The sequence below is a fragment of the Microbulbifer mixtoriginis (SeqCode) genome, assembly GCF_052467705.1.
Genome location: NZ_CP174322.1, coordinates 4,678,634 through 4,704,215, shown reverse-complemented (window position 1 = coordinate 4,704,215; position 25,582 = coordinate 4,678,634). Strand labels below are relative to the sequence as shown.

Below are 25,582 nucleotides of genomic sequence, written 5' to 3'. Positions count from 1 at the left end.
GATTCCCCCATGCTGACTTATCCAGAAATCAATCCGGTGGCCATTGCTATAGGCCCTCTAAAAGTACATTGGTACGGGCTGATGTACCTGTTCGGTTTCGTTGCTGCCTGGTGGTTGGCACTGCGGCGTAGCACTCGGCCCTGGTCTCCAGTTATTAAATCGGAAGTGGAGGACTTGATTCTCTACTGCGCTATCGGTGTGGTGGTCGGTGGGCGCCTCGGCTACATGTTCTTCTACAACTTGCCGCAGTTGATGGAGAATCCGCTCTCTCTGTTCAAAGTCTGGGAAGGGGGCATGAGTTTCCATGGTGGTCTGGTTGGCGTAATGTTAGCCACCGTCATTTATGCCCGAAAAATTGGCTCAACTTTCCCCGCGCTGATTGATTTTGTCGCCCCACTGGTACCTATCGGCCTGGGACTGGGGCGTCTGGGTAACTTTATCGGTCAGGAACTCTGGGGCCGCCCAACAGAAGGGCCCTGGGGAATGGTCTTTCCCAAGGACCCGGAACTGTTGGCCAGGCATCCGTCGCAGTTATATCAGGCCTTCCTGGAAGGGCTAGTGCTCTTCGCAGTGCTCTGGTGGTTCTCCAGCAAGCCGCGCCCGCGCCTCGCCGTTGGCGGCATGTTTGTGTTGCTCTACGGTATTTTCCGTTTCCTGGTGGAATTTGTCAGGGAGCCAGACGGTCATATCGGCTTCGACTTGTTCGGCTGGATGACTCGCGGTCAGCTTTTGAGTCTGCCGATGATTATTGCCGGTATCGCTCTATTGGTTTGGAGCTATCGTACCCAGCCGCTGCCTGAAGGACGCGGCAAGGGTGGAAACAAAGAAAACCGTTCTCAAGTAAATGGCGGAGCCTAGTTAGAAATGAAGCAGTACCTCGATCTAATGCGCCATGTGCGCGAAAACGGCACAGTAAAAGGGGATCGTACCGGCACTGGCACCCTGAGCGTATTTGGCTACCAGATGCGCTTTAACTTGGCAGAGGGTTTCCCTTTAATTACTACAAAGAAGTGTCATTTACGCTCCATCATTCACGAACTGTTGTGGTTTTTGCAGGGAGACACCAACATTCGCTACCTGCAGGAAAACAAGGTGCGAATCTGGGATGAATGGGCTACCGAAGATGGGGATTTGGGGCCAGTTTACGGCCACCAGTGGCGCTCTTGGCCCACGCCTGATGGTCGTAAAATTGACCAGGTGGAAGAGCTGGTGCAGCAGTTGAAAACCCGTCCAGATTCCCGCCGTCTGATAATCAGTGCCTGGAATCCGGCGGACCTGCCCGATGAGGGCGTCTCCCCGGCAGAAAATGCCCGTGAAGGGCGCATGGCGCTCGCCCCTTGCCACGCCTTGTTCCAGTTTTATGTGGCGGATGGCAAGTTATCCTGCCAGTTGTACCAGCGCAGTGCGGATATCTTCCTTGGTGTGCCTTTCAATATTGCCTCCTACAGCTTGCTAACGTTGATGCTGGCTCAAGTGTGTAACCTTGAGCCAGGTGAGTTTATTCATACTTTTGGCGATGCCCACCTCTACTCCAATCATCTGGAGCAGGTTGATCTGCAGCTGCAACGGGAACCACACCCCCTACCGACAATGCACCTCAATCCGGATGTCAAAGACCTGTTCACCTTCCGTTTCGAGGATTTCGATCTGCAGGATTACCAGGCGTATCCACATATTCCGGCTCCAGTTGCGGTTTGAATAGGAGAGACACTGTGGATACCCCGATTGCCTTAATCGCGGCTGTGGCCCGTAACGGTGCCATTGGCAGAGATAACGAGTTGCCCTGGCGTCTTTCTGGCGACCTGCAGTTCTTCAAGCGCACTACTATGGGCAAGCCTGTGGTGATGGGACGTAAGACCTTTGAGTCGATTGGCCGCCCGCTACCTGGACGTGTCAATATCGTGATTACCCGCAACCCTGATTGGCAGGCTGACGGTGTTGAGGTGGCAAGCACCTTGGAAGCCGCACTGGAACTTGGCGATAAGCACGCACAGGAAGCAGGGGTCAGCGAGCTGATGGTGATCGGCGGGGCACAGATTTATCGCCTCAGTATGCCCTATGCCGCGCGGCTCTATGTTACCGAAGTAGATGCTGAAGTGGCGGGAGATGCATTTTTTCCTGAAGTTAATGACTCATGGGTCGAAGTTGCACGAGAGTGTTACCCTGCTTGCGACAAGAATGAGTATAACTACGCATTAGTTCAGTACGACAGATTTAAATAAAAACAATTTGATTAAAAGTTGATCAATCTGTTAAATTCTGCGACAGCCAACACAGGGAATAGCGCCGTCAATGTGTGCAAGCGACCCGGTCTTGTTACCCGGTTGTTACTTTGCTACCCACGCGGGCCGATGCTGGCAATCGGCATTTGAATAATCAAATCGGCTGTTTACAATGTGCGGCTCTTAGCTGTCTTCTAACCAATGTTTTTAAAACAAAAGGACACCGCGTTGTGGCAGCTATCTCATCGCGACCATGTTGTGAAATATTGAACCCACTGGGGGGTCTAATGAAAACCAAGCGATTCATGGCTGTGGCGCTGACCACTGCGCTGTCTGCCGGCGCGCTCTACGGCAGCGTAGCCACTGCGGATACTCTCGATAACGTACTCGCCGTCGGCCAGCAGAAAACCACTGCGGCCCAGGCATCGCAAAAACGCATCGACAAGATTGCCGAAGAAACCAGCAGCCTGCTGCAGGACTTCAAGGTGGTCAATAAAGAAATCGATGGTCTGCGAGTGTACAACCGTCAGCTGGAAAAGCAGCTGGCCAACCAGCTCGAAGTGATCAATGAGCTGGACGAGTCCATTGCCAACGTTACTGTAATCGAACGTCAGATCCAGCCGCTGATTTTGCGTATGCTGGACGGCCTGGAGCAGTTCATCGAACTGGACGCACCGTTCAAGCTGGACGAGCGTATGGCCAACCTCGAAGGCGTTAAGAACAATATGGATCGTTCCGATATTACTGTTGCGGAGAAATTCCGCCAGGTACTGGAGCTGTACAATTTCGAAGCGGAATACGCGCGTAAGATCGACACTTACGGCGATACCCTGAACGTAAATGGCCAAGAGCGCCAGGTGAACGTGCTGCAGATCGGCCGTATCGCCCTGCTGGCTCAGACCACCGACTCCTCGATCTCCCTCGCCTATGACAAAGGCCAGAAAGCCTGGGTTGAGATCGATGCTGGCGAATACCGCCGCGCTCTCATGAACGGTCTGAAAATCGCCAAGAAGCAGGCCACTATCGATATCATGACTATGCCGATCGCGGCTCCGGAGGCAGCGCAATGAAATCCTCTATCGCCAAACGCGTACTAGTTGCAGCAGCGGCTGGCCTGATCAGCTTCTCTGCTGTCGCCCAGGAAAAAGCAGCTTCTCTCGATGACCTGCTGAAAATGGTTCAACAATCCAAGGTTGCTGAATCCAAAGAGCACAAGCAGCGTGAAGCTGAGTTCCGCCGCCAAAAGGCCAATCAGCAATCTTTGCTGAAAAAGGCTAAAGACACTCGCACTGCAGAAGAAAAGCGCTCTGCTGAACTGGAAAAGAAATACCAGGAGCAGGAAGTTGCTGTAGATCAGAAACGCCAGCAATTGGACGAGCGCCTGGGCTCTCTGAAAGAGCTGTTCGGCCATATGTCTTCTACTGCGGCAGATCTGCGTGCGAATATCGGTTCCTCCCTGGTTTCCGCCCAGTACCCCAACCGTACCGAATTTATCGACGGTCTGCTGGCCAAGATGAACAGCGCTACCAAGCTGCCGACAATCGAGGAAATCGAGCGCCTGTGGTTTGAGGTTCAGCGCGAAACCGTGGAATCCGGCAAAGTAGTTAAGTTCAACGCTACCGTGATCAAGCCCAACGGTGAGCAGGTTCAGCAGGAAGTTGTCCGTGTTGGTAACTTCAATCTGGTTTCCAGCGGCAAATACCTGGAAATGAACGACGCCTACCAGCTGGCCGAGCTGATTCGCCAGCCAGATGCCAGCTTCCAGAAGATGGCGGAAGGTTTACAGGCCTCTACCGCAGGCTTCAGTGCTTTTGGTATCGACCCGACTGGTCCTACCGGCGGCTCCTACCTGAAAGCCATGATCAACAGCCCCGATATTGTTGAGCGTTGGCACCAGGGTGACATCGTTGGCTATATCATCACTGCCGTTGGTGTATTCGCCATGCTGTTGGCTATCTTCCGCCTGATCGTACTGACTGGCGTGAGTGCCAAGGTAAGTGCTCAGCTGCGCTCTTCTACCCCGAACACCAATAACCCGCTGGGTCGTGTATTGGCTGTTGCGGAAGAGAACAAAGGTGTCGACGGTGAAACTCTCGAGCTGAAGATGGAAGAGGCGGTCCTGAAAGAGCGCCCGGCCATCGAGTCCGGCCTCAACCTGCTGAAGATTATTGCCATGGTAGCTCCGCTGCTGGGTCTGTTGGGTACCGTTACCGGTATGATCGTAACCTTCCAGGCAATTACCATCTTTGGTGCTGGTGACCCCCGCGCAATGGCTGGTGGTATTTCCTCTGCCTTGATCACCACCGTTCTCGGTCTGTGTGTGGCTATCCCCACTGTACTGATGCACACCATTGTTAATGCTCGTGCCAAGCGCGTCCTGCATATTCTTGAAGAGCAGAGCGCTGGTATCGTGGCGGAAAACGCCGAGCGTAAATAAGAGGAGGCGGCAACATGCACGCATTAATCGACGCATGGGCCGCCGTCAACGCCTTTATGGCGTCGGGCGGGCCAGTACTGTTCCTGATCGCCGGCCTGACCTTCTTTATGTGGACGCTGATTTTTGAACGTGTTTTCTACTTTAACAAAGCGTTAAAGAGTGACGTTCAGGGTGCGGTAGACCAGTGGGAAGAGCGCAGTGAGCGCAAATCCTGGGCCTCCCACCAGATCCGCTACGCGATGATCTCCCGGGTTTCCGAGAAGATTCAGGACAATATGGACATGATCCAGGCCTGTGTTGCCCTAGCGCCCCTGTTCGGGCTGCTGGGCACGGTTTGGGGCATGATCAACGTGTTCGATGTTCTCGCAATTACCGGTGGCGGTGACGCTAAGCAGATGGCCAGTGGTGTATCCATGGCAACTATCCCGACGATGGCGGGTATGGTTGCGGCCCTCTCCGGAGTATTCGCCAACACCTACCTCGCCCGTAAGGCCGAGCGTGAGACCCAGTTGTTGGAAGATCATCTGACCATGGATCACTAAGCACACATCAGCGAATAGGCCAGCTTATTTGCTGTGAAGGTTTAGCCAAGCCAGAAATTTTCGCCAGGGGCGCTCCCTGAGGGCCCCTGACGAGAAAGTTCGCTAAGAGAGTTGCTATGAGCAAAAGACAAAATACGGCAGAAGAAGAAGCCGGCGCTATTGACCTCACGCCCATGCTGGACGTGGTGTTCATCATGCTGATCTTCTTTATCGTCACTGCGACCTTTATTAAGGAACCGGGTGCTGATGTTGTTAAGCCGGAAGCGACAACCGCAGAACTCAAAGCCACCTCTATTCTGGTAGCGATCAACAATAGTGATGAGATCTGGATTGCCAAAGAGAAAGTTGATGAGCGCCAGGTAAGAATTGTCCTGGAGCGCCTCTACTCGGAAAACCCGAAGGGGTGGTTGGTGATTCAGCCCGATAAGGAAGCGAGTATTGAAAAGATCGCCCTGATTGCGGAAGCAGCCAGGAAGATTGGTATCAAGAAAGTTTCGGTCGCGACAGAAAAGAGTTAACAGCTATGAATCCGGTAAGACTTCTTGGGGCAGGTACGCTGGCAGTAGCCACAACCTTTGGCCTCATCTTCACCATGCATCAGCTGATTCAGGCAAATATGGGCGCTCCAGAGGAAAAGGAGCAGTTCAAAGTTGCCGATGTGGTGATGCCTGAGCAGAAGATCGAAACACAATACGACACGACCAAGCCGGTGAAACCGGAGGATCCTGAAACTCCGCCGCCGGAAATGCCTGAGCCGGAGTTTGAGGAGCCGGACATCGATGGCGGTATCAGTATCTCTGCGCCCAAGGCGTCTGGCGGTGTCAAGCTGTCTGGTTTTAGCTTTGGTGAGGGTGACTACCTGCCCATCGTTAAGGTTCAGCCCCAGTATCCACGCCGTGCACTTCAGCGGGGTATGGAAGGCTATGTAATCGTAGAGTATACGGTGACCACCAATGGTTCTGTGCGCGATCCTATTGTGATCGAAGCCTTTACCCTGGATGGCAAGCCCACCTCTGTTTTTAACAGGGCCGCACTCAAGTCCGCGCTGAAGTATAAATACAAGCCGCGGGTAGTTGATGGCAAGCCGACCGAAGTCCCGAATGTGCGGACTAAGATCAGCTTTAATATGGCTAAGGACTAAGGAGGAAGCACTATGAAGTTGACAAGCATTAGCAAAAGTTTGTCCAAGCTCGCGCTGCGCACCTCAGTAGCATTGCCCCTGGTCTTGGCACCAGCACTCAGTGTTACCGTGCTCGAAGCAGTGGGTGTTTCCGCACCTTTCGCCTCTGCCCAGGCCCAGGAGCAAAAAAAGCCCAGCAACCAGAAGAGCCGCAAAGTACCGGCTATGCGCGAAGCCGCGTATAAAAAGTTGGAGAAAGCCCAGGAAGCTGCTGATGCAGAAGATTGGGCGGGCGCTTTAGTTGCACTTCAAGAGATGGATGCGAGTAAGAAACGGTACAACGGCTATGAGATAGCTCAGATGTACAATTTCTTCGGTGTGGTTTACTACAGTACCGAGCGCTACAAAGAGGCCATCCCCTACTTTAAGAAGGTGCTAAACCAGGGCGAAAAAAACCTGCCGGTTGCACTTGAAGTGGGAACCTTGTTTACCCTCGCGCAGCTCTACTTTGTTACCGAGGATTACAAGCAGGCGATTAATTACCTGAATAAATGGTTTAAGGTCTCTGATCGTATAACTGCCGACTCTTATGCATTGCGTGCCCAGGCCTATAACCAGGTTGGTAATCAGAGCAAAGCACTGGCGGATATCAATATTGCGGTATCCATGTATGAGAAAGAAGGCAAGGTGCCCAAGGAAGGTTGGTACGGTCTTCAGCAGTACGTGTACTTCGAGCGCAACGACTACAAAAAAGTAGCTGGTGTTCTTGAGAAGCTGGTACAGCACTATCCCAAGCCTGTGTACTACAAAACACTGGCGGCTATGTATGGCGAGCTGAAGCGCGATAAAGATCAGCTGCATATGATGGAAGCCGCTTATTTGGCAGGTGCGCTGGAGAAGGATCGGGACCTGTTGAATATGGGTTATCTCTTTATGGGGCACGAAATGCCTTATAAAGGTGCCAAGGTGATTGCCAAAGGTATCCAAGAGAAGAAGATCCCTCGTACAGCCAAGAACCTGGAAACGCTTGCTCAGGCGTATCAGATGGCTCAGGAGCTGCAAAAAGCGATTCCCCAGCTGGAAGCTGCAGCTCAATTGTCTGATAAGGGTGAAATCTACTCGCGCCTGGCCGGGATCTACCTGGACCTGGACCAGAATGAGAAGGCCGTTTCCATGGGCAAAAAAGCTCTGGCAAAGGGCAAGATCAAGCGTGTCGACACTCTACATATTGTGTTAGGCATGGCTAATGCCAACCTGAAGCGCTATGACGCGGCAATAAAAAGTCTTAGAGAAGCCTCGAAAGATGAGCGCTCTGAGAAGTTTGCCAAGCAGTGGATGGAATTTGTCAAGGGTGAGCAGGAGAGGGAAAAGCAATTGGCAATTTAATCGCTTAGTTACTTTTCAATCCCAGAAAAGCCGTACAGAGATGTGCGGCTTTTTTTATGCCCCGGTTTCCTCTTTCAATAATATTAAATGTTGCTATAACCTGTATTTGCGAACTATTTGCATTTTTTCGTGAATTGGCTAATGATTAAAGTCAGCTGATCAGCTTTTTCCATTTCGGCACTTAGATGCCTTTTACGCACCCTAATAACAATAGGAGAGGTGTTATGGATAGAGCTTGCACGCCATTTTCCAGCCCCGATTTTTTCCCTACCCACCTGCTTGCTGGTTATGCTAAAGGCTTGGCCTACGCAGCCCTGATTACTCTCGGTTTGATTTTTGCAATGAGTCAGTTGATCTCCACAAATTTTGTGGAGCCGGTGGCTAAGCCGTTACCGACGATTCAACCTATAGATATGACCGACAAGAAAGTGGTTACCCAGCAAGAGTATCAGGCTCCGCCGAGCCCTCAGGATATTCCGCCACCGCTAGAGCGTACTGAGGTGATTAGAGAAGTGGAGACCATAAATACCATCCCAACGATTACTCCTCCGGTTACTGAATCTGGTAATAATCCAGCTATCGTATCGAGAGAGCCTGTGCCTGTTTATAAGGCTACACCGCGTTACCCGAGCACGGCTATGCGCAGAGGTATAGAAGGTTATGTAGTTGTGGAGTTTACGATAACCAAAACCGGTGCGGTGCGCGATGTGCGTGTTATTGCTGGCTATGACAGCGCCGGCAATCCAACCAATGTATTTAATCGTTCGGCACAGGCTGCGGCAGAGCGGTTTAAATATCAGCCACAAGTGGAAGATGGCCACACCGTCGAGCGGTATGGTGTTCGCAATCGGATCACCTATAAACTTGCACAATAAAAAAACGGCCCGTTTGGGCCGTTTTATAATTTCTGTATATCTGCTTAATCAATTTCCCTTACCGCACCGCGATCGGCGCTGGTGGCGAGTAATGCATAGGCTTTTAGGGCCTTGCTGACTTTGCGGGGGCGCTCTTTTTGGGGTTTCCAGCCCTGCTGGCCGAGACTCTCCATTTCCTGGCGGCGATTCTCAAGCTCCTCTTCACTGAGGGCAATCTCAATTTTGCGCGCTGGTATATCGATTCGGATTGGATCGCCATCCTGTACCAGAGCGATATTCCCTCCAGATGCAGCCTCTGGAGAGACGTGGCCGATAGAGAGGCCAGAGGTGCCCCCGGAAAAACGACCATCGGTAATCAGGGCACAGTGTTCCCCAAGTCCCTTGGATTTTAGATAGCTGGTGGGGTACAGCATTTCCTGCATACCGGGCCCGCCTTTGGGGCCCTCATAGCGAACAATTACCGCTTGGCCTTTCTTTACTTTACCTTCGAGAATATGGGCAACCGCCTCCTCCTGGCTCTCGACAACATGGGCCGGGCCCTCAAACTTCCATAACGCCTCGTCAACACCAGAAGTTTTTACAACGCAGCCATTTACAGCCAGGTTACCGAATAAAACTGCCAGCCCGCCCTCAGCAGAATAAGCGTGCTCGGCGGAGCGAATACAGCCATTTTGTCGATCGGCATCCAGGGTAGGCCAGCGACAGGCCTGGCTAAATGCGGTCTGTGTGGGAATACCTGCGGGGCCGGCTCTATAGAATTCTTGTACCGATTGCTGGTCGGTACGAGAGATGTCCCACTGCTCGAGAGCATCGGCTAGTGAACCCCCATAAGCGGTGGGCAGGGAGGCATCAATTAACCCAGCAGATTCCAATTCGCCGAGAATCGCCATTACCCCACCGGCTCGGTGGACGTCCTCCACATGGTACTTCTCTGTGTTAGGTGCGACTTTGCACAGTTGCGGCACCTCGCGGGAGAGTCGATCGATATCCTGTAAGTTGAAGTCGATATCGCCCTCCTCGGCTGCGGCGAGTAGATGCAATATCGTGTTGGTCGAGCCGCCCATGGCGATATCGAGAGCCATGGCATTCATAAAGGCTGCGCGGTTGGCGATATTGCGAGGCAGGGCGCTCTCGTCATTTTCTTCGTAGTAACGCTTGGTCAGCGAGACGATTTCTCGTCCGGCGCGCAGGAACAATTCTTTGCGGTCAGCATGGGTGGCCAACAGGGTGCCGTTGCCTGGCAGTGAGAGGCCCAACGCCTCAGTCAGGCAGTTCATGGAGTTGGCGGTGAACATGCCGGAGCAGGAACCGCAGGTGGGGCAGGCAGAGCGCTCGTACTCCGCAACCTCTTCGTCAGAGGCTGTATCTGTGGCGGCGATCACCATGGCATCCACCAGATCGAGCTTGTGGTCGGCCAGTTTGGTCTTGCCAGCCTCCATTGGTCCGCCGGATACAAAAATAACCGGGATATTCAGGCGCAGGGCAGCCATCAGCATGCCCGGAGTGATCTTGTCACAGTTGGATATACATACCAGGGCATCAGCGCAGTGGGCGTTGACCATGTATTCCACCGAGTCGGCGATAATCTCACGGCTGGGCAGGCTGTAGAGCATGCCATCGTGGCCCATGGCGATACCATCGTCTACGGCGATGGTATTGAATTCCTTGGCGACACCGCCGGCTCGCTCGATCTCCCTTGCCACCAGCTGCCCCATATCTTTGAGGTGTACGTGCCCGGGTACAAACTGAGTGAATGAATTGGCGATGGCGATAATCGGCTTGTGGAAATCCGCATCGGTCATACCTGTGGCACGCCACAGGGCACGGGCGCCGGCCATATTGCGTCCGGCGGTGGAGGTACGGGAACGATATCTGGGCATGGTACAAGCATCCGGCTGTGTAAATTAGAGCGTCAGCTTAGCAAAAAAAGCCTATATCTGGGATGTTTTCGCGCAGTGCGGATCCACTGCGCTACTTACTAGGATAGGTATTGCGATAGGAGAGAGTTAAGACATACCGTCCTGGCCGAGCTGTTTGCGCAGAATGCGTGAATTGCGCTGGATGTTGTACAGGGATTTACGTGAGGCTGGCAGATCACTCACCCCGACCTGATCAAACCCCTGTTCGATAAACCAGTGTTCGGTTTGGGTGGTGAGCACATAGAGCTCGCGGATATTGACCGCTCGGGCTTGGCGTTCGAGGTGGCGCATCAGCTTGGCGCCGCGCCCACCGCCACGAAAATCTGGGTGGCTTGCCACGCAGGCAATCTCTGCGGCAGAAGTATCGTCGCTGTCGTCTCCAATAGGGTAGAGTGCGGCACAGGCTACGGGTGTACCATCGACCTCCACCAGGGTGAAATGATCTATCTCGGCTTCGAGCTTTTCCCGTGAGCGTCTTACCAAAACGCCTTGCTTCTCCAGTGGGCGAATCAGACCGAGAATCCCCCCTACATCGGTGATTCGCGCCCGGCGTACCACTTCATAACTATCCCGGTAGATCATGGTACCGGCGCCTTCACGGCGAAAAAGCTCCTGGATCAGAGAACCATTCTGGCAGTAACTGAGCAGGTGGACCCGGGCTATACCTGAATTGCAGGCCTGAATGGCACACTGCAGGGTTTTGCTCTGTATTCGGGTGGCGGATTGCTCGGCCTGCACAATACTGAGCTCGTTGATCGGATTACCATCAAGCATTAATTGCGCCGGCTCGCGGAACAGCACCAGTTTCTCGGCTCGCAGGACTCTAGCGGCCTCTGCGGCTAGGTCCAGGTAATTAATATTGAATAGTTCGCCGGTCAAAGAGGTCCCCAGGGGGGATAGTAGCACCAGTGCGCCCTGGTCTAGTGCCTGTTCAATAGTGTTGACTTCCATGCGCCTCACTGTGCCGGTCCAGCCCAGGTCGACACCATCCAGAACGCCGCATGGGCGTGCAGTAACCAGATTTCCAGAAATTACCTTCAGCGCTGAGCGCGCCATGGGGGAGTCGGGGAGCCCCTGGGAAAAGGCCGCTTCGATATCGAAGCGCAATCTGCCCACTGCGGCTTTTATCACTTCCAAGCTTTCCCGGTCGGTAACACGCTTGTTGCCGTGAAAACGGCCCTCAATGCCGCGCTCTTGCAGGGCGCGGTTGACTTGTGCACGGCAGCCATGCACCACTACCAGGCGGACTCCAAGGCTGGCGAGCAGCGCAAGATCGTGGACCAGGTTGCGAAAGTTGCTGTGTTCGAGCCCGTCGCCGGGAATGCCGACTACCAGAGTGCGACCGCGCAGGTCATTGATATAGGGCGCCGCATGGCGGAACCAGTTGAGGGAGGCGTTCTCGTCGGTCACTAATACCTTTCCGTCTGTCGATATATTTGCTTGTGTAAGGAGCGGATAAAAATTTAACTGAAGCCAGGCCGGCCTGAATGGTTTAGAGGCAGAAGCGTCCGATCAGGTTGCGCAATATTTTTACCATCGGCTCTATACGATCGAGCTCCAGGTATTCATCCGGTTGGTGAGCCTGATCTATATCACCGGCGCCAAGCACGATAGTGTCAATATTCATGCTCTTCAAGTAGGGGGCTTCAGTGCCGAAGGCGACACTCTGGGCGCTGTAACCGGTGAGCTTTTCCGCAACCTTGACCAACTCAGAATTAGGATCCTGTTCGAAGGGTTCGGTACCGGGAAACAGAGAAACCATATCGAGATGAATTCTACTGTTGTCGATACATGCCTGCAGCCTTGTATTTAACTCACGGCGCAATTCCAGCAGTGACATACCGGGTAGTGGGCGTACGTCAAACTGTAATTCCGCATGGCCGCAAATTCGGTTGGGGTTGTCACCACCGTGGATGCAGCCAAGGTTGAGGGTAGGTACGGGGACGACAAATCCGGGGTTATTGTACTTTTCCTGCCACTCCCCGCGCAGACGTAATAACTCCCCAATAACCAAGTGCATAGCCTCCAGGGCGTTGGCACCGAGGCTAGGATTGGAGGAGTGCCCCGATTGTCCCGTGATACGCACGGCCTCCATCATCACACCCTTGTGCATGCGAACCGGGCGCAAGCCAGTCGGCTCGCCAATTACCGCGTAGCGTCCTTGCGGTCGCCCTGCTTTGACCAACTCTCTGGCGCCGGTCATTGAGGTCTCTTCATCGGCGGTAGCGAGAATGGTCAGGGGCTGGCGCAGAGGTTTATCGATAAAGCTACGGGCGGCTTCGATGGCCAGTGGGAAAAAGCTTTTCATATCACTGGTGCCCAAGCCATAGAGGCGATTGTCGCGCTCCTGCAGGATGAACGGGTCTGAATGCCAGCGCCCATCGTCGAAGGGAACCGTGTCGGTGTGTCCGGAAAGGATCAGGCCGCCTTCAGCGCCCTCATGTGCGCCGAGGGTGGCAATCAAGTTGGCTTTATTCGTGCTGTCTGGCAGGGGCATCAATTCCACGGTGAACCCTAGGGTATCGAGCCAGTCTGCGAGTTTTTCCACCACCGGGCGGTTGCCCATGTCCAGCGCTGGATCGGTGGCGCTGACACTGGGGCAGGCGATTAATTGTCGAAGCTGGGTCTTTAACTCAGGTACTGCGATAGGCGCCATGGGAATTGTCCCCTATTTTGTTGCGTCGCTCGTTGAGGATAACCGCCAGTGCGATTGCGCATCCACCCAGAGCGAGTCTGGGAATATCCGCATCGCGGTTCCAGATTAACAGGTTTACCAGTAGGCCGGCGGGTACCAGGGCATTGTTCATAGCCGCGAGAGTCGCCGCGGAGACTAGGGTGGCGCCCTTATTCCAGAGGAAATAACCGAGGCCGGAGGCCACAAGGCCGAGCCACAACAATACTCCCCATTGGGTTAGGGTTTGTGGATACCTGGGCTCGCCCAAAAAAGCCCATGCGCATACCGTAATGACTGCCGCACCTAGAAAAAACCAGCCAAATGTCTGCCTGGGCGGGAGAGATTGATCCCGCTGCATAAATTGCTTGTAAGCAACCTGGCCGACGGCAAAACACAGGTTGGCCCCCTGAACCACGGCAAAGCCTAACCAGTAATCGCCACTAGGGGAGTCCCAGCGGATAATGGCCGCCCCGCAGACTGCCAGCATTGCGATGGCCAAATTCCACAGTGATAGGCGTCGCTCAATCAGATCATAAAGCAGTGCAATGTATAGAGGGGTAAATATGGTAAACAGCAGCACCTCAGGCACACTCAGCAGCAGGAATGACTGATAGTAAAAAAGGTACATGGCCCCCAGCTGTAAGGCGCCAATGGCCATTAGAACAATGGCGTCGCGAGCACTAGAGCGTCGCCACTGTAACAGGGGCAGAAATACCAGAGCGGCCAATAAAACCCGAGTCATCGCCGAGAAATAACTGTCGACCTGACCGGCGAGGTAAACTCCGATCAGGCTGAAAGAAAAGGCCCAGAGCAGGGTGACAAGGATCAATAAAGGCATGGGAATGCTTTCTCGGGAACGGATGATATGCGGCAAATAGCTAGTGGCTGGTGAGTATTGCGCGGGCGAAGAATAAATGGAAGAGGTTGCCACTTACTGCGATGAGTAGCGTTCAATGAAGCTTGCTCAATCGAAAATGGGGGACAAAAACATCGCCCTCACCGTTTGGAATGGCTGTCATATACTACGATGCGCCCGGCTGTTATTGCGGGCAACTTGGTTGCCCCAACGCAGTAGGTTTACATTGCAGTCGTTGCGGTCGATCAGCACTTCGATCAGGCACAGGCCACTACGCTTCTTGGCCTCAGTGATTGCCTGATCCAGCTCGCCCTGGGTGGTGACCCTACACCCCCAGGCGTTGCCTTCCCCTGCACTAAAAGTCTCGATCAGCTTGGCGTAATCCCAATTCTTAATCGTGTTATAGGGGCCATCGTGGATCTCCACCTCAATGGTATAACCACCATTGTTGATCAGGAAAATAACCGGGTTAACCCCGTAGCGAATCATGGTGGATATTTCCTGGGCAGTGAGCTGGAAGGAGCCGTCGCCAATGCAGGAGATCAGGCGCCCTTTGCTCATTCCGAGGGCGTAGCCGAGGCTGGCTCCCACAGACCAGCCGATGCTTCCATATTGCATCTGAATCTCAAACTGTGCTCCCTCGGGCAATGAAAGCTCCATACCGTTAAACCAGGAGTCCCCAGTCTCCACCAGCAAGGTACTTCTGCGATCGAGCAGTTTCTGTATTCGTGCGAATAGTTGTCTAGTGGTGAGTGGTGTGTCGGGTTTACCGGGTTTGGGGGTATGTTTAGGACTGCTCACCCTGTGGTAGGCCTTCAAGGCCCCATCGTTTGCGTTTAGTTGTCCTACAAGGGCATTTAGCAGATCCCTCATATGCACATTGCTGTAGCAGGTGTCCCCCAGTTGAACAGAAGTAGGTTGCACCAGGATGGCTTTATCACCCTGAAAGCACAGCTGATGGCCGGTTGTTGTGTAATCGGTAAACAGGGGACCGGCAAATAATAGAGCATCTGCTGTATCCACAATTTCACTGCATCCAGGGGTGCTCACAGGGCCCCAATAGATACCCATAAAGCTCTCAAGGGTCTCGGGAAGTAGACCCTTGGCATCGGGCATAGAGGCGAGACCATATTTACAGCTATGGGCCAGATCGCACAGGGCTTTTTGCGCACTGGCTGCACGCACCCTGCTGCCAGCAATTAAAACCGGGCGCTCGGCACCATTTAAGAAATCGACGATATGCTTCACAGCGGCGGCGAGGGAGTCGGGATCGCTGGTAGGGCGCCGGGCAAAGCCGCGCGGAATTGGCGCCGAGGTTGGGGCATTGGCGACATTGGCGGCGACCTCTATATACACTGGTTTGCGCCGCAACATGGCGGTGTCCAGTGCGCGATCTATAGCGGCCGGTGCCAATTTGGGGTGGTGGATAATTACGGTCTCGGCGGTGACGTAAGAGTACATCTCGCGCTGGTAGCTGTAGTTCACTTCGCCCAGAGTGTGGTGCAGGTACTCCCACTCGGCTTCCGAATTGGTATTTGGGCCCCCGGAAATGGCAATCAGAGGGAGATCCTCGGCATAGGCCCCTGCGACTGCGTTGATCATGCTGAGCCCGCCAACAGAAAATGTGACCACGGCTGCGGCGGGTCCCTGGGTTGCCCGAGCGTAGCCGTCAGCGGCATAACCTGCATTCAGCTCATTGCAGCAACTGATCATCTTCAGGTCTGGCTCCAGCAGTAGCTGGTCGAGCAATACCAGATTGTAATCGCCAGGCAGGGCAAAATAGTGGCGGATACCCACATCCATCAAGCGCTGTGCCAGGTAGGTGCCAACGGTCCAATGTGTAGTGTCACGTGTCGTCATGTGGCGATATTCATTCTCAGCCGGTGATCGCTACTCGGCAGGCGGGACGGTTTCGGGTAGATCTGGGACAGCTTAGTTCAGTTTTTGAGAGGGTGATGAGGAGGGCTCTGGCTAGGCAGCAGGACAAGAGCGGTTCGCTTGAAATAAAAAAGGGAAGCTGAGCTTCCCTTTTTTGATGGATATTGCACAGCCGCAATTAGCCAAACAATCCCTTGAAGAAGTAGAAGAACAGGATTGCAATTCCAGCGCCAGCGGGCAGGGTAACTACCCAGGAAGCGGCGATGGTGGTAATCATACGCAGGTTCAGCGCACCGATGCCACGGGCTAGGCCAACACCCAGTACCGCGCCCACCAGGGTATGGGTGGTGGAGATGGGCAGGCCGGTGCCGGAGGCCATAACCACGGTAGCAGCGGCGCCGAGTTCTGCAGCAAAGCCGCGGCTGGGCGTTAGCTCAGTAATTTTACGGCCAATAGTCGCCATTACTTTAAAGCCATAGGTGGCCAGGCCCACCACAATACCCAGGCCCCCAAGCAACAGAATCCATGAAGGCATGGTTGCCTTGGCGGTTACCGCACCCACTTGGATGGTGTTGACTACCGCCGCTAGTGGACCAACGGCATTGGCCACGTCGTTAGAACCATGGGCGAAGGCCATGGCACAGGCGGTGAAAATCATCAGGATAGCGAAGACACGCTCCACATTGGCAAAGCGGTTTTCTGCTTCGATGGAGGTGTCACGCTTGATACGCTTGAGCATGGTGACGCCAACGCCTGCGACCAACAGACCTACAATCGCGGCAATACCGGCGTCCTGCAGGAAACTGAGCTTGATATCTGCGTCTTTGAGAACGTGCTTCAGACCCTTGGTCAGGGTCACCATAGCGATCATCCAGCCCACGGCGAACATATAAAAAGGAATGTAGCGCTTGGCGTTGGCAAATGGATCCTCGGTATCGAGGATCAGGCGTTGCACGCTGCGGAACAGCAGGAAGGAAATAGTACCTGCCAGCAGCGGGGAGACTACCCAGCTCGCTACAATGCTACCCACCTTGCCCCAGGCCACCGCATCGGGGGAGATACCCACTGCGGAGAAACCGACAATAGCGCCGACAATGGAGTGGGTGGTGGATACCGGCCAGCCGAGGATACTGGCCACCAGTAGCCAGGTGCCGGCGGCGAGTAGGGCGGACAACATGCCGTAGACGAGCAGTTCGGGCTGCGAGGCAAAGATTTCAGAATCGATAATGCCTTTGCGGATTGTGGCGGTTACCTCACCACCGGCTAAATAGGCGCCCGCAAACTCGAAAATCATGGCGATGACAATCGCCTGTTTGATAGTCAGTGCTCGCGAGCCGACTGAAGTGCCCATGGCGTTGGCGACATCGTTGGCACCAACACCCCAGGCCATAAAAAAGCCCGCGACACAGGCCAATATCAACAGAATATGGCCATATTGACTAAGAATTTCCACGTTGAACCCCCTAACGTGCCAACAACAACTGCAAACGGTTACCCACGCTGTGGGCGCGATCGGCCAGTTCGCCGATCCATTCAATTACCCGGTAGAGGAACATCACATCCACCGGTGGTAGGTCTTTTTCAATAGTGAACAGCGAGGCGCGAATTTCGACTTCCAATTTATCCGACTTACGCTCCAGTTCATCCAGCTCTTCGGTCATACGCTTGGCGATGGTCACCTCGCGCCCGGCAAAGCCGCTCTCCAGCAACTCATCCAGTTCATTGATCGCGCGCAGGGCCTGGGCGGAAGTGGCCACGGCGCTCTCTACAAAAGTGGTCATCAGAGACTGCAGACTCTCAGGGACCTGCATTTTTCTACCGACCGCCAGCCCGGCAATATCCTGCGCTGTGTTGGCCACTTCGTCTTGGGCGTGCAGCAGCTCCAGCAGGTCGGAGCGGGAGACAGGCATAAACAGGCTGTCTGGCAGGTGCAGACGCAGGTCTCTCTTGATGTCATCGGCGCGATTCTCTGCTGCAGAGATACGCAATTGAATCTGCTCCGCTTCTTTCAGGTCGCCTTTGATGAGGGCGTCGAAGAAGGGGATCAGGTCGGCTGAAGCCTCGTGGGCCGTAGCCATATGCTTCTCGATCGGCTTGATCGGTGAGCGGCCAAACAAATTGGCAATATTCGACAGGGCCATGGTTAGCTCCATTGCTCAGGGTGCGAAACGGCGGCATGGTACCCCAATCGGAGCCACTTCGGTATTAGTGCGTTAACGATGCACTGTCGGCTTCGATTGATAGGGCTACAATGCGTCGTCATATGAGAATAAGGGGGCATGCCGATGACAGAGAGTAGAGCGGCGGACAGGTTGCTGGATTTGCGTGGATTACTGGAGGACCTCGTTGCCCAGGGCTACGTGAGCAGGCTGGATGCGAACCGTATTGTGGGTACTCCGCGCACTGCGGAGCAGGCACAGATGCATCCGCTCAGCTATATCGCCAGCTGCGATCTGGCCAGCCAGAAGAGCCCAGGCACTTTACTGGGCGACGAGCTACTCAGTGCCTGGCTGGCGGAGTGTGCAGACCACCCCCTCTATCATATCGACCCGCTCAAAGTGAATGTGAGCGCGGTAACCGAGGTAATGAGTTTCCAGTTCGCCAAGCGCCACCAGATTTTGTGTGTCGAGGCTGGTGCAGAAGAGTTAACCGTTGCCACGGCCCAGCCTTTCACCCACGGTTGGGAGGAGCAGCTGGAACATACCAGTGGGCGTCGGGTGCGGCGGGTGGTGGCTGACCCTGCAGATATCAAGCGTTACTGTGTGGAGTTTTACTCCCTGGCGAATTCCATTTCTGGCGCCAGTGGACTGCAGGGTACCTCTGCGGCGAATAATTTTGAGCAGCTGCTGGAGTTGGGCAGCCTTAAAGACCCGGAGGCCAATGACCAGCATATCGTTAATATCGTCGACTGGTTGTTACAGCACGCTTTCGATCAGCGCGCCAGTGATATTCACATCGAGCCGCGGCGTCAGGTGGGGCGTATTCGTTTTCGTATCGATGGGGTACTTCATCCGATCCATGAACTGCCCGATCAGGTCAATGCGGCGGTAACCAGTCGTCTAAAAATCCTTGGACGAATGAATGTGGCGGAGAAGCGCAAACCCCAGGACGGCCGCATAAAAACCAAGCGGCCCGATGGCAGTGAGGTGGAACTGCGCCTCTCCACTCTGCCTACCGCCTTTGGCGAGAAGTTGGTGATGCGTATATTCGATCCCGAGGTACTGGCGCGCTCCTATAGTGACCTGGGGCTCGCCGGCACTGATTTGGCCCGCTGGCAGACGATGCTGGCGCGGCCCAACGGCATTGTGCTGGTTACGGGCCCTACCGGCTCGGGTAAGACCACTACCCTATATACCGGCCTCAAGCAGCTCGCCACCAGTGCAGTGAATGTCTCCACCGTGGAAGATCCTATCGAGATGGTGGAGGAGAGTTTTAATCAGACTCAGGTCCACCATTCTATCGGCTTCGATTTTGCCGCGGGCATCCGTACCCTGATGCGCCAGGACCCGGATATCATCATGGTGGGGGAGATTCGCGATCTGGAAACCGCGCAGATGGCGGTACAGGCAGCGCTCACCGGCCATTTGGTGATCTCCACTCTACACACCAACGATGCTCCCACGGCGGTTACTCGTCTGTTGGATTTGGGATTGCCTCACTACCTGCTTAAGTCCACCATCCTCGGTGTTATGGCCCAGCGCCTGGTGCGGACTCTCTGTCCTTCGTGCAAACGCGAAGACACCATCAATGAGGCGGATTGGCATTCCCTGGTTCGCCCCTGGAAAGCGCCTCTACCCGAAAAAGTGTATGCCCCCGAGGGCTGTCTGGAATGTCGTAACACTGGCTACAAGGGCCGCCAGGGGATCTATGAAATCCTACCGTTTAGCGAAGCGGTGCAGACCATCGTCACCCCCGATTGTGACCTACAACAGCTGCGTCGCCAGGCTATGCGCGAGGGTATGAACAGTCTGCGTCTGTCGGGGGCCAAGAAAGTGGCCGCTGGCCTGACTACGGTGGCGGAAGTATTGCGTGTGGCACCGCCGCCGGATATCGCTTTTTAATTGGGCCCAATTCCCCAAGTAGTTTGAGTTTAAAAATTGTGGGGCGGGCAGCTGCCCCTGCAGAATTCCACATTTGGAAATAAGGATCGATTTCCCATGATTGATAGCGCCATCTGCCCCGAACCCCTGCGCCCGCAACTGCAGAGCCTGTGGCAAGACTGGCGCGAGGCGGCGGGCCCGGCATTGGCGGCTGAGGCAGAGGCGTTGCTACAAGAGAAAGCGCTTGGGTTGGCACTGGCACGCAGTTTTATCGGTTCTGAATTCCTTTATCGACAGTGCTGCCGCCAACCGGATTTCCTCTTGGAACTACTGCAACAGGATGATCTGGGCCTGCAATTGCCTTGCTTTGATAGCGATGAAACTTTAGATCTGGCTCTGCGTCAGCTGCGCAACCGAGCGACCGCCGAGGTTATTTTCCGAGACTTTGCCGGCCAGTGGGATATTCCCAGGGCCTGCCTGCGTCTCAGCGAGCTGGCAGAGCTCGCTATTAGCACGGCTTTGCAGTGGCACCACCGCCAGCTGGCACAGCGTTATGGTGAGCCCCGGGATAAAAGCGGGAGGGCTCAGTCTTTGGTGGTGCTGGGTATGGGTAAGCTGGGCGCGCGCGAGCTGAATCTCTCCTCGGATATCGATCTGATCTTCGCCTATCCCGACCCCGGTCATACCGATGGCGATCAATGTGTGGAAAACCAGAAGTTTTTCCAGCGCTTGGGTCAGCGTCTGATTAAATCCCTGGATGCCATTACGGCGGAGGGCTTCGTGTTTCGTGTGGATATGCGCTTGCGCCCCTATGGTGACAGCGGCCCATTGGTGAGCCATTTTGCCGCTCTGGAAGATTATTATCAGACCCAGGGGCGCGAGTGGGAGCGTTACGCCATGGTCAAGGCGCGTCCGGTGGTCGGCGATCAAAGCGTTGCCGCCGAGTTGATGGAGCTGTTGCGGCCATTCACTTACCGTCGCTATATTGATTTCAGTGCTATTGATGCCTTACGCGAGATGAAAGCGCTGATTCAGCGACAGGTACGCGCCCGTGGGTTGATTGACAATATCAAGCTGGGGCGCGGAGGTATTCGCGAACTGGAGTTTATCGTGCAGGCTTTCCAGTTGATCCGCGGTGGACGTGTGCCGGCGTTGCGAGAGCGCAATTTGTTAACAATCCTGCCTTTGCTGGAAGCTGACGGCCATGTGGAACCTGGTGTCGCCGATGAGTTGGGCAACTGCTACCTGCTGCTGCGTCGGGTGGAGCACGCCTTGCAGGCTTATAAAGACCAGCAGACCCAAGCGCTGCCGCAGGACCCAGCAGAACGCGAGCGGCTCGCATTCGCCCTCGGTCGCGACAACTGGGATCAGTTGTCCAGGGAATTGGCTGCCGTTCGCAATGTGGTGGAGCGAGAGTTCGACACGGTTATTGCACCGCCGGAGGAGATTGCCGAGCCCCATGTGGCGGAAGAGTGGCAGGGATTGTGGAGTAGCTGTGGCGATGAGAGTAGTGAAGAGATCAATCTGCAGACCCTGGAGAATGCAGGTTTCAGTCCGGCGCCGGAGGCTCTGGAGTTGCTGCGGGATCTCAATCACTCTCCAATGGTAGTGGCACTGCCAGCATCTTCGCGTGAGCGCCTGGATCACTTTATGCCCTTGTTGCTGGCCGCAGCCAGTTTGCAGGAAAGACCATTGTTGGTGCTCGGTCGGGTACTCCCCCTGGTGCGCTCAGTGTTGCGCCGCAGCGCTTACCTGGTGCTTATCAATGAGAACCCCCCAGTACTCAGCCAGCTGGTACAACTGTGCAGTGCCAGCCCACGAATCGCCGAGCAGCTGGCGCGTCACCCCATCCTGTTGGATGAACTACTGGATTCTCGCCGCCTGCTGGCACCGGCCACGGCTGAAGATATTGCCGATGAGCTTCGCCGCGAACTGTTGCGTGTCGATCCAGCAGATCTGGAGCTGCAGATGGAAACACTGCGCTATTTCAAGCAGAGCCAGAGTCTGCGTATTGCCGCTCAAGAGGTCAGCGGGGCATTACCGCTGATGAAGGTAAGCGACTCTCTCACCTGGCTGGCGGAAGGCATATTGCAGCAGTCACTCAGTCTAGCCTGGGCGCAAATGGTGGATAAATATGGACAGCCGGCCGGCGCCACAGCTGAAGATATGCACTTTGCCATTGTCGCCTACGGTAAACTTGGGGGGCTGGAATTATCCCACGGCTCCGATTTGGATATTGTTTTTGTGCACGATGCGGACCCCCAGCTTGCTACCGACGGCGCAACCAGTATCGACAATTTGCGCTTCTATACCCGCCTTGCGCAGCGCCTGATTCATATCCTGCAAACCCGTACCCTGAGCGGACCGCTGTATGAGGTGGATACCCGTTTGCGCCCTTCGGGCAATTCGGGCCTGTTGGTCACCTCTATGAAAGCCTTTGAAAAATACCAGCGCGAGAGTGCTTGGACCTGGGAGCATCAAGCGTTGGTGCGCGCCCGCCCGGTTGCGGGTAGCGAACAGCTCTGCAAGGACTTTGAGGCCCTGCGCCTGAAATTGCTTTGCGAGCCCAGAAATGAGGGGAAATTGCGCGAGGAAGTGGTTGGGATGCGCGATAAAATGCGCTCTCACCTGGATAAAAGCAATGATCAAAATTTCGACCTCAAGCACGGCCCGGGCGGTATTGTCGATATTGAATTTTTGGTTCAATATGCTTCTCTGGCCTGGGCGCAAACTGCGCCCTCGATCGTGCGATACACCGATAATATTCGCATTCTCGAAAGTCTGAATGACGCGGGCCTGATGCCGGCCAAACAGGTCGAGCATCTGATCGACGCCTACAAAGCCTACCGATCTGAAGGTCATCGCCTGGCACTACAACAACTGCCAGGGACAGTGAGCGATGACCGTTTCACAGCGGAAAGAAAGACCGTTCTAACAAACTGGCAGCAATTACTCGGTTAAAACCGGCTTGGTCCTGCTGCCCGATTAAACTGTTTTTCAGGATTAGTGGGAGTTGCCCTATGTCTTTTGCCGACCGTGATGGCGTTATCTGGTTTGACGGTGAGTTGGTTCCCTGGCGCGATGCGCGCGTGCACGTCCTAACCCATACCCTGCACTACGGCATGGGTGTTTTTGAGGGGGTGCGCGCTTATGAGACCGATCGCGGAGCCAGTATCTTTCGCCTGCAGGATCATACCCGTCGTTTATTTCGCTCCGCGAAGATCATGAATATCCCTATGCCCTATGAAGCGGATGAGCTGAATGAGGCTCAGCGTCTTGTAGTCAGGGAAAATAATCTCCAGCACGCCTATTTGCGCCCAATGGTATTTTACGGCTCTGAGGGGATGGGGTTGCGTGCAGAGGGCCTTAGTACCCACGTAATCGTCGCCTCCTGGGAGTGGCCCAGCTATATGAGCCCAGAGGCATTGGAGCGTGGCATCAAGGTCAATACGTCCTCTTATACTCGTCACCACGTCAACATCAGCATGTGCAAGGCGAAGGCCAACGGTAATTACATCAACTCAATGCTGGCCCTGCAGGAGGCGATTCGCAACGGTTGCGAAGAGGCGTTATTGCTCGATCCAGAGGGCTATGTGGCCGAGGGCAGTGGGGAAAACTTTTTCATCGTCAGGGATGGGATTATTTATACCCCGGAGCTGACCTCCTGCCTGGATGGCATTACCCGGGATACGGTGATTGAATTGGCTAGGGAGTGTGGCTACAGGTTGGTGGAGAAGCGTATCACTCGCGATGAGGTTTATATCGCCGATGAGGCCTTTTTTACAGGTACTGCCGCAGAGGTGCTGCCTATCAGTATGCTCGATGGCCGCTCCATCGGCAGTGGTTGCCGCGGCCCAATCACCGGTCGCTTGCAGGGACTTTATTTTGATGTAGTGCATGGTCGCAGTACCGCACACCGAGGTTGGCTGAGTGATGTAGATGACACCGGCCTTCATGACACAAGCCATATTGCTGTAGCCTAACTCACCAGATTTGGGCTAAGTTCAGATCCTCCCAATTTCAGGTGGAGGGCACTTTAGAGTGCCCTCCCTGACCACTCTTCAGGGGAAAGTAGTACCCTGCCTGTTGTTCTCGTAGAATGCTCAAGTAAATTATCCCTCTGTACTCAATAGGTGTCTGCCCATTGCAGACTTGGTGTGAATCGAAAGCGTTGCATAGCGAATTCAATCTTTACCCCTGTTTAATGGGGTGCTGGTAAATAAGTCATTAAGGGCTGTGGGAGTTATTGGTGTTACCAATTAAAAACCTTGCGAAGGATTGGAAAGGCATTTTTGCTCAATTTTGGCAGCGCAATGAGCTGATCGATGTATCTACAAACTTGCAAATGCTAGGAGGCGCTCTGCTGCTTTTATATGCAGCACTATTTCCTTTGGGGAGCGATTTTGCAGATACCGCTAAAACTCTATTTATTGTTCTTACTTTTTGGGTACTTTTTACCCGTGGAAGAAACTGGCTCAACTCACCAGTCGGATGGTTCTTCGCTGCTGCTTTATTAGTTCAGATGTTGTCCTGGGCTGGTATGTTAATGGCATACCCAGAATGGGCCGAGTCTTCCCCGAAATTCCACCGCCTGGGGCAGTGGTTTGTATTCGCTGCCATAGCCTGCTGGTTGGGCGGCAGTACTCGCAATACTTTAATTCTCTGGTTGACGGCACTACTTGCTCTGCTTTTGGCACCCTGGGTAGCGGGAGGGGGATTTGCTGAGTGGATAGATGGAGCTAGGGGGCAGCGAGTCGAATTTGGTTTCCATAATGCCCAGCATACCGCCATTCTTTTTGGTGTTGCACTGTTGGGCCTAGCCGTTTTCTCTCGTCGCTTATTTAGGTATACAGGACTGTTATCCATATCGAGCTTAGCCTGGGCTGTTGCTGTTGGTATATGTGCTCTGGCCGTGCTTTATTCACAGACTCGTGCGATTTGGTTTGCTTTGGCCGTATCTCTCTTCACTCTCTTAATCGTTTGTGTGTTTATAGTTCTTCGCAAGCAGGGTAAGGGAGTTTGGTTGCGTTTAATAGCTTGGGGGACGGTCATCGGTGTGGCCATGGTCGCCCTTTGGGTGAAAGTTGGGGATGTGGTGAGCAAGCGCCTCGGGCTCGAGAGGAATACCGTTGATGCTTTGCTTTCAGGTAATCTTGATTCGATTCCCTATTCTAGTATCGGTGTCAGGATCCATAGTTGGCATGCTGCGATGAATTGGATAGCTGAACGCCCATTGCTTGGCTGGGGAGGTAAAGGTCGACGTCTCGTTATTCAAAATCTGCAAGGTATGCCATCGGAGTTCAAAAATACTATTGGGCATCTACACAATAGTTATCTTGATTTACTGGTGAACTATGGAGTTCTGGGCGCGTTGGTATGGGGAGTCCTCAATTGCTGGGTATTCATATTGGCTTATAAAAGCTGGCGCAGGGGTGTTTTACCTGGCGACTTCTTCTTATTTTATATCGGTTTTATGATTCTCTGGCTGGTTGCGAATTGCTTTGAATCCTATCTTTTTTACTCCAGTGGCCATTTTATTTTTGGCATAGTGGTTGCTGGTATTGCTACCCATATTTTTCGCTGCAGGAGTGAATTTAGGCCTGAACCTGGCCGGAATCTCTAAGAGAGAACCT

21 protein-coding genes are annotated in these 25,582 nt (G+C 54.1%); 14 read left to right on the top strand and 7 right to left on the bottom strand.

Annotated elements, in window-relative coordinates; all coding sequences use genetic code 11:
* The first annotated feature begins 9 nt into the window (after nt 1-9).
* The 10 genes from lgt (at nt 10) to ACJJIB_RS20335 (ending at nt 8,582) form a co-directional block, all read left to right on the top strand.
* Nucleotides 10-858, top strand: coding sequence for a prolipoprotein diacylglyceryl transferase (lgt, locus tag ACJJIB_RS20380; protein ID WP_252083576.1), 849 nt, complete (start codon nt 10-12; stop codon nt 856-858).
* 6 nt (nt 859-864) lie between these two features.
* On the top strand, nt 865-1,698 hold the full coding sequence (locus tag ACJJIB_RS20375) for a thymidylate synthase (RefSeq protein WP_444887393.1): 834 nt from the start codon (nt 865-867) through the stop codon (nt 1,696-1,698).
* Between the two features lie 14 nt (nt 1,699-1,712).
* Entirely contained in the window at nt 1,713-2,222 is a 510-nt protein-coding gene (locus ACJJIB_RS20370) for a dihydrofolate reductase (RefSeq protein ID WP_444887392.1), read from the top strand.
* Nucleotides 2,223-2,509: 287 nt separating this feature from the next.
* Nucleotides 2,510-3,292: a DUF3450 domain-containing protein gene (locus ACJJIB_RS20365; protein ID WP_252083573.1), complete on the top strand. Its 783-nt coding sequence runs from the start codon at nt 2,510-2,512 to the stop codon at nt 3,290-3,292.
* Nucleotides 3,289-4,659 carry a MotA/TolQ/ExbB proton channel family protein gene (locus ACJJIB_RS20360; protein ID WP_444882981.1) on the top strand — a complete coding sequence of 457 codons (1,371 nt, stop codon included), beginning with the start codon at nt 3,289-3,291 and terminating at the stop codon, nt 4,657-4,659. The genes ACJJIB_RS20365 and ACJJIB_RS20360 overlap by 4 nt, the downstream gene beginning before the upstream one ends.
* A 14-nt stretch (nt 4,660-4,673) precedes the next feature.
* Nucleotides 4,674-5,201 (top strand): MotA/TolQ/ExbB proton channel family protein, encoded by a 528-nt coding sequence (locus ACJJIB_RS20355; protein ID WP_152455321.1) that lies wholly within the window; start codon nt 4,674-4,676, stop codon nt 5,199-5,201.
* A gap of 116 nt (nt 5,202-5,317) precedes the next feature.
* The gene (locus ACJJIB_RS20350; protein WP_444887391.1) at nt 5,318-5,719 is read left to right on the top strand and encodes an ExbD/TolR family protein; all 402 of its coding nucleotides are present in this window, start codon (nt 5,318-5,320) and stop codon (nt 5,717-5,719) included.
* A 5-nt stretch (nt 5,720-5,724) separates the two neighbouring features.
* Nucleotides 5,725-6,342: an energy transducer TonB gene (locus ACJJIB_RS20345; protein ID WP_252083570.1), complete on the top strand. Its 618-nt coding sequence runs from the start codon at nt 5,725-5,727 to the stop codon at nt 6,340-6,342.
* Between the two features lie 12 nt (nt 6,343-6,354).
* A complete protein-coding gene (locus tag ACJJIB_RS20340; RefSeq protein ID WP_444887390.1) occupies nt 6,355-7,707 on the top strand; it encodes a tetratricopeptide repeat protein in 1,353 nt (450 codons plus the stop codon).
* Between the two features lie 224 nt (nt 7,708-7,931).
* The gene (locus tag ACJJIB_RS20335; RefSeq protein WP_444887389.1) at nt 7,932-8,582 is read left to right on the top strand and encodes an energy transducer TonB; all 651 of its coding nucleotides are present in this window, start codon (nt 7,932-7,934) and stop codon (nt 8,580-8,582) included.
* A 44-nt stretch (nt 8,583-8,626) separates the two neighbouring features.
* Here the strand turns inward: ACJJIB_RS20335 and ilvD are convergent, their stop codons facing one another.
* The 7 genes from ilvD to ACJJIB_RS20300 all read right to left on the bottom strand — a co-directional run bounded on the left by ilvD (nt 8,627) and on the right by ACJJIB_RS20300 (nt 18,050).
* A complete protein-coding gene (gene ilvD, locus ACJJIB_RS20330) occupies nt 8,627-10,462 on the bottom strand; it encodes a dihydroxy-acid dehydratase (protein WP_444887388.1) in 1,836 nt (611 codons plus the stop codon).
* 126 nt (nt 10,463-10,588) lie between these two features.
* Nucleotides 10,589-11,911, bottom strand: a complete 1,323-nt coding sequence (argA, locus tag ACJJIB_RS20325) for an amino-acid N-acetyltransferase (RefSeq protein ID WP_252083566.1) — start codon at nt 11,909-11,911, stop codon at nt 10,589-10,591.
* An 82-nt stretch (nt 11,912-11,993) separates the two neighbouring features.
* Nucleotides 11,994-13,157: an acetylornithine deacetylase gene (argE, locus tag ACJJIB_RS20320; RefSeq protein WP_444887387.1), complete on the bottom strand. Its 1,164-nt coding sequence runs from the start codon at nt 13,155-13,157 to the stop codon at nt 11,994-11,996.
* A complete protein-coding gene (locus tag ACJJIB_RS20315) occupies nt 13,135-14,013 on the bottom strand; it encodes a carboxylate/amino acid/amine transporter (RefSeq protein ID WP_444887386.1) in 879 nt (292 codons plus the stop codon). Before ACJJIB_RS20315 ends, argE begins: the two co-directional genes overlap by 23 nt.
* Nucleotides 14,014-14,190: 177 nt before the next feature.
* Nucleotides 14,191-15,891, bottom strand: coding sequence for a thiamine pyrophosphate-binding protein (locus ACJJIB_RS20310; protein WP_444887385.1), 1,701 nt, complete (start codon nt 15,889-15,891; stop codon nt 14,191-14,193).
* Nucleotides 15,892-16,087: 196 nt separating this feature from the next.
* Nucleotides 16,088-17,362 (bottom strand): inorganic phosphate transporter, encoded by a 1,275-nt coding sequence (locus ACJJIB_RS20305; RefSeq protein WP_252083562.1) that lies wholly within the window; start codon nt 17,360-17,362, stop codon nt 16,088-16,090.
* 10 nt (nt 17,363-17,372) lie between these two features.
* Nucleotides 17,373-18,050, bottom strand: a complete 678-nt coding sequence (locus ACJJIB_RS20300; protein WP_444887384.1) for a TIGR00153 family protein — start codon at nt 18,048-18,050, stop codon at nt 17,373-17,375.
* 144 nt (nt 18,051-18,194) lie between these two features.
* On the opposite strand from ACJJIB_RS20300, the gene tfpB reads away from it, so the two are divergent.
* The 4 genes from tfpB (at nt 18,195) to ACJJIB_RS20280 (ending at nt 25,572) form a co-directional block, all read left to right on the top strand.
* Complete coding sequence (gene tfpB, locus ACJJIB_RS20295; RefSeq protein WP_444887383.1) at nt 18,195-19,970, top strand: type IV pilus assembly ATPase TfpB; 1,776 nt, start codon at nt 18,195-18,197, stop codon at nt 19,968-19,970.
* Between the two features lie 96 nt (nt 19,971-20,066).
* Nucleotides 20,067-22,910 carry a bifunctional [glutamate--ammonia ligase]-adenylyl-L-tyrosine phosphorylase/[glutamate--ammonia-ligase] adenylyltransferase gene (gene glnE, locus ACJJIB_RS20290; RefSeq protein WP_444887382.1) on the top strand — a complete coding sequence of 948 codons (2,844 nt, stop codon included), beginning with the start codon at nt 20,067-20,069 and terminating at the stop codon, nt 22,908-22,910.
* A gap of 59 nt (nt 22,911-22,969) precedes the next feature.
* Nucleotides 22,970-23,932: a branched-chain amino acid transaminase gene (locus ACJJIB_RS20285; protein WP_444887381.1), complete on the top strand. Its 963-nt coding sequence runs from the start codon at nt 22,970-22,972 to the stop codon at nt 23,930-23,932.
* A 266-nt stretch (nt 23,933-24,198) separates the two neighbouring features.
* A complete protein-coding gene (locus ACJJIB_RS20280; protein ID WP_444887380.1) occupies nt 24,199-25,572 on the top strand; it encodes an O-antigen ligase family protein in 1,374 nt (457 codons plus the stop codon).
* The last annotated feature ends 10 nt before the right edge of the window (nt 25,573-25,582 follow it).

Bases quoted from the DNA above. Each gene is read 5' to 3' on its own strand.
- lgt (WP_252083576.1), top strand. From the start codon at position 10: ATGCTGACTTATCCAGAAATCAATCCGGTGGCCATTGCTATAGGCCCT.
- ACJJIB_RS20375 (WP_444887393.1), top strand. From the start codon at position 865: ATGAAGCAGTACCTCGATCTAATGCGCCATGTGCGCGAAAACGGCACA.
- ACJJIB_RS20365 (WP_252083573.1), top strand. From the start codon at position 2,510: ATGAAAACCAAGCGATTCATGGCTGTGGCGCTGACCACTGCGCTGTCT.
- ACJJIB_RS20360 (WP_444882981.1), top strand. From the start codon at position 3,289: ATGAAATCCTCTATCGCCAAACGCGTACTAGTTGCAGCAGCGGCTGGC.
- ACJJIB_RS20355 (WP_152455321.1), top strand. From the start codon at position 4,674: ATGCACGCATTAATCGACGCATGGGCCGCCGTCAACGCCTTTATGGCG.
- ACJJIB_RS20350 (WP_444887391.1), top strand. From the start codon at position 5,318: ATGAGCAAAAGACAAAATACGGCAGAAGAAGAAGCCGGCGCTATTGAC.
- ACJJIB_RS20345 (WP_252083570.1), top strand. From the start codon at position 5,725: ATGAATCCGGTAAGACTTCTTGGGGCAGGTACGCTGGCAGTAGCCACA.
- ACJJIB_RS20340 (WP_444887390.1), top strand. From the start codon at position 6,355: ATGAAGTTGACAAGCATTAGCAAAAGTTTGTCCAAGCTCGCGCTGCGC.
- ACJJIB_RS20335 (WP_444887389.1), top strand. From the start codon at position 7,932: ATGGATAGAGCTTGCACGCCATTTTCCAGCCCCGATTTTTTCCCTACC.
- ilvD (WP_444887388.1), bottom strand. From the start codon at position 10,462: ATGCCCAGATATCGTTCCCGTACCTCCACCGCCGGACGCAATATGGCC.
- argE (WP_444887387.1), bottom strand. From the start codon at position 13,157: ATGGCGCCTATCGCAGTACCTGAGTTAAAGACCCAGCTTCGACAATTA.
- ACJJIB_RS20315 (WP_444887386.1), bottom strand. From the start codon at position 14,013: ATGCCTTTATTGATCCTTGTCACCCTGCTCTGGGCCTTTTCTTTCAGC.
- ACJJIB_RS20310 (WP_444887385.1), bottom strand. From the start codon at position 15,891: ATGACGACACGTGACACTACACATTGGACCGTTGGCACCTACCTGGCA.
- ACJJIB_RS20300 (WP_444887384.1), bottom strand. From the start codon at position 18,050: ATGGCCCTGTCGAATATTGCCAATTTGTTTGGCCGCTCACCGATCAAG.
- tfpB (WP_444887383.1), top strand. From the start codon at position 18,195: ATGACAGAGAGTAGAGCGGCGGACAGGTTGCTGGATTTGCGTGGATTA.
- glnE (WP_444887382.1), top strand. From the start codon at position 20,067: ATGATTGATAGCGCCATCTGCCCCGAACCCCTGCGCCCGCAACTGCAG.
- ACJJIB_RS20285 (WP_444887381.1), top strand. From the start codon at position 22,970: ATGTCTTTTGCCGACCGTGATGGCGTTATCTGGTTTGACGGTGAGTTG.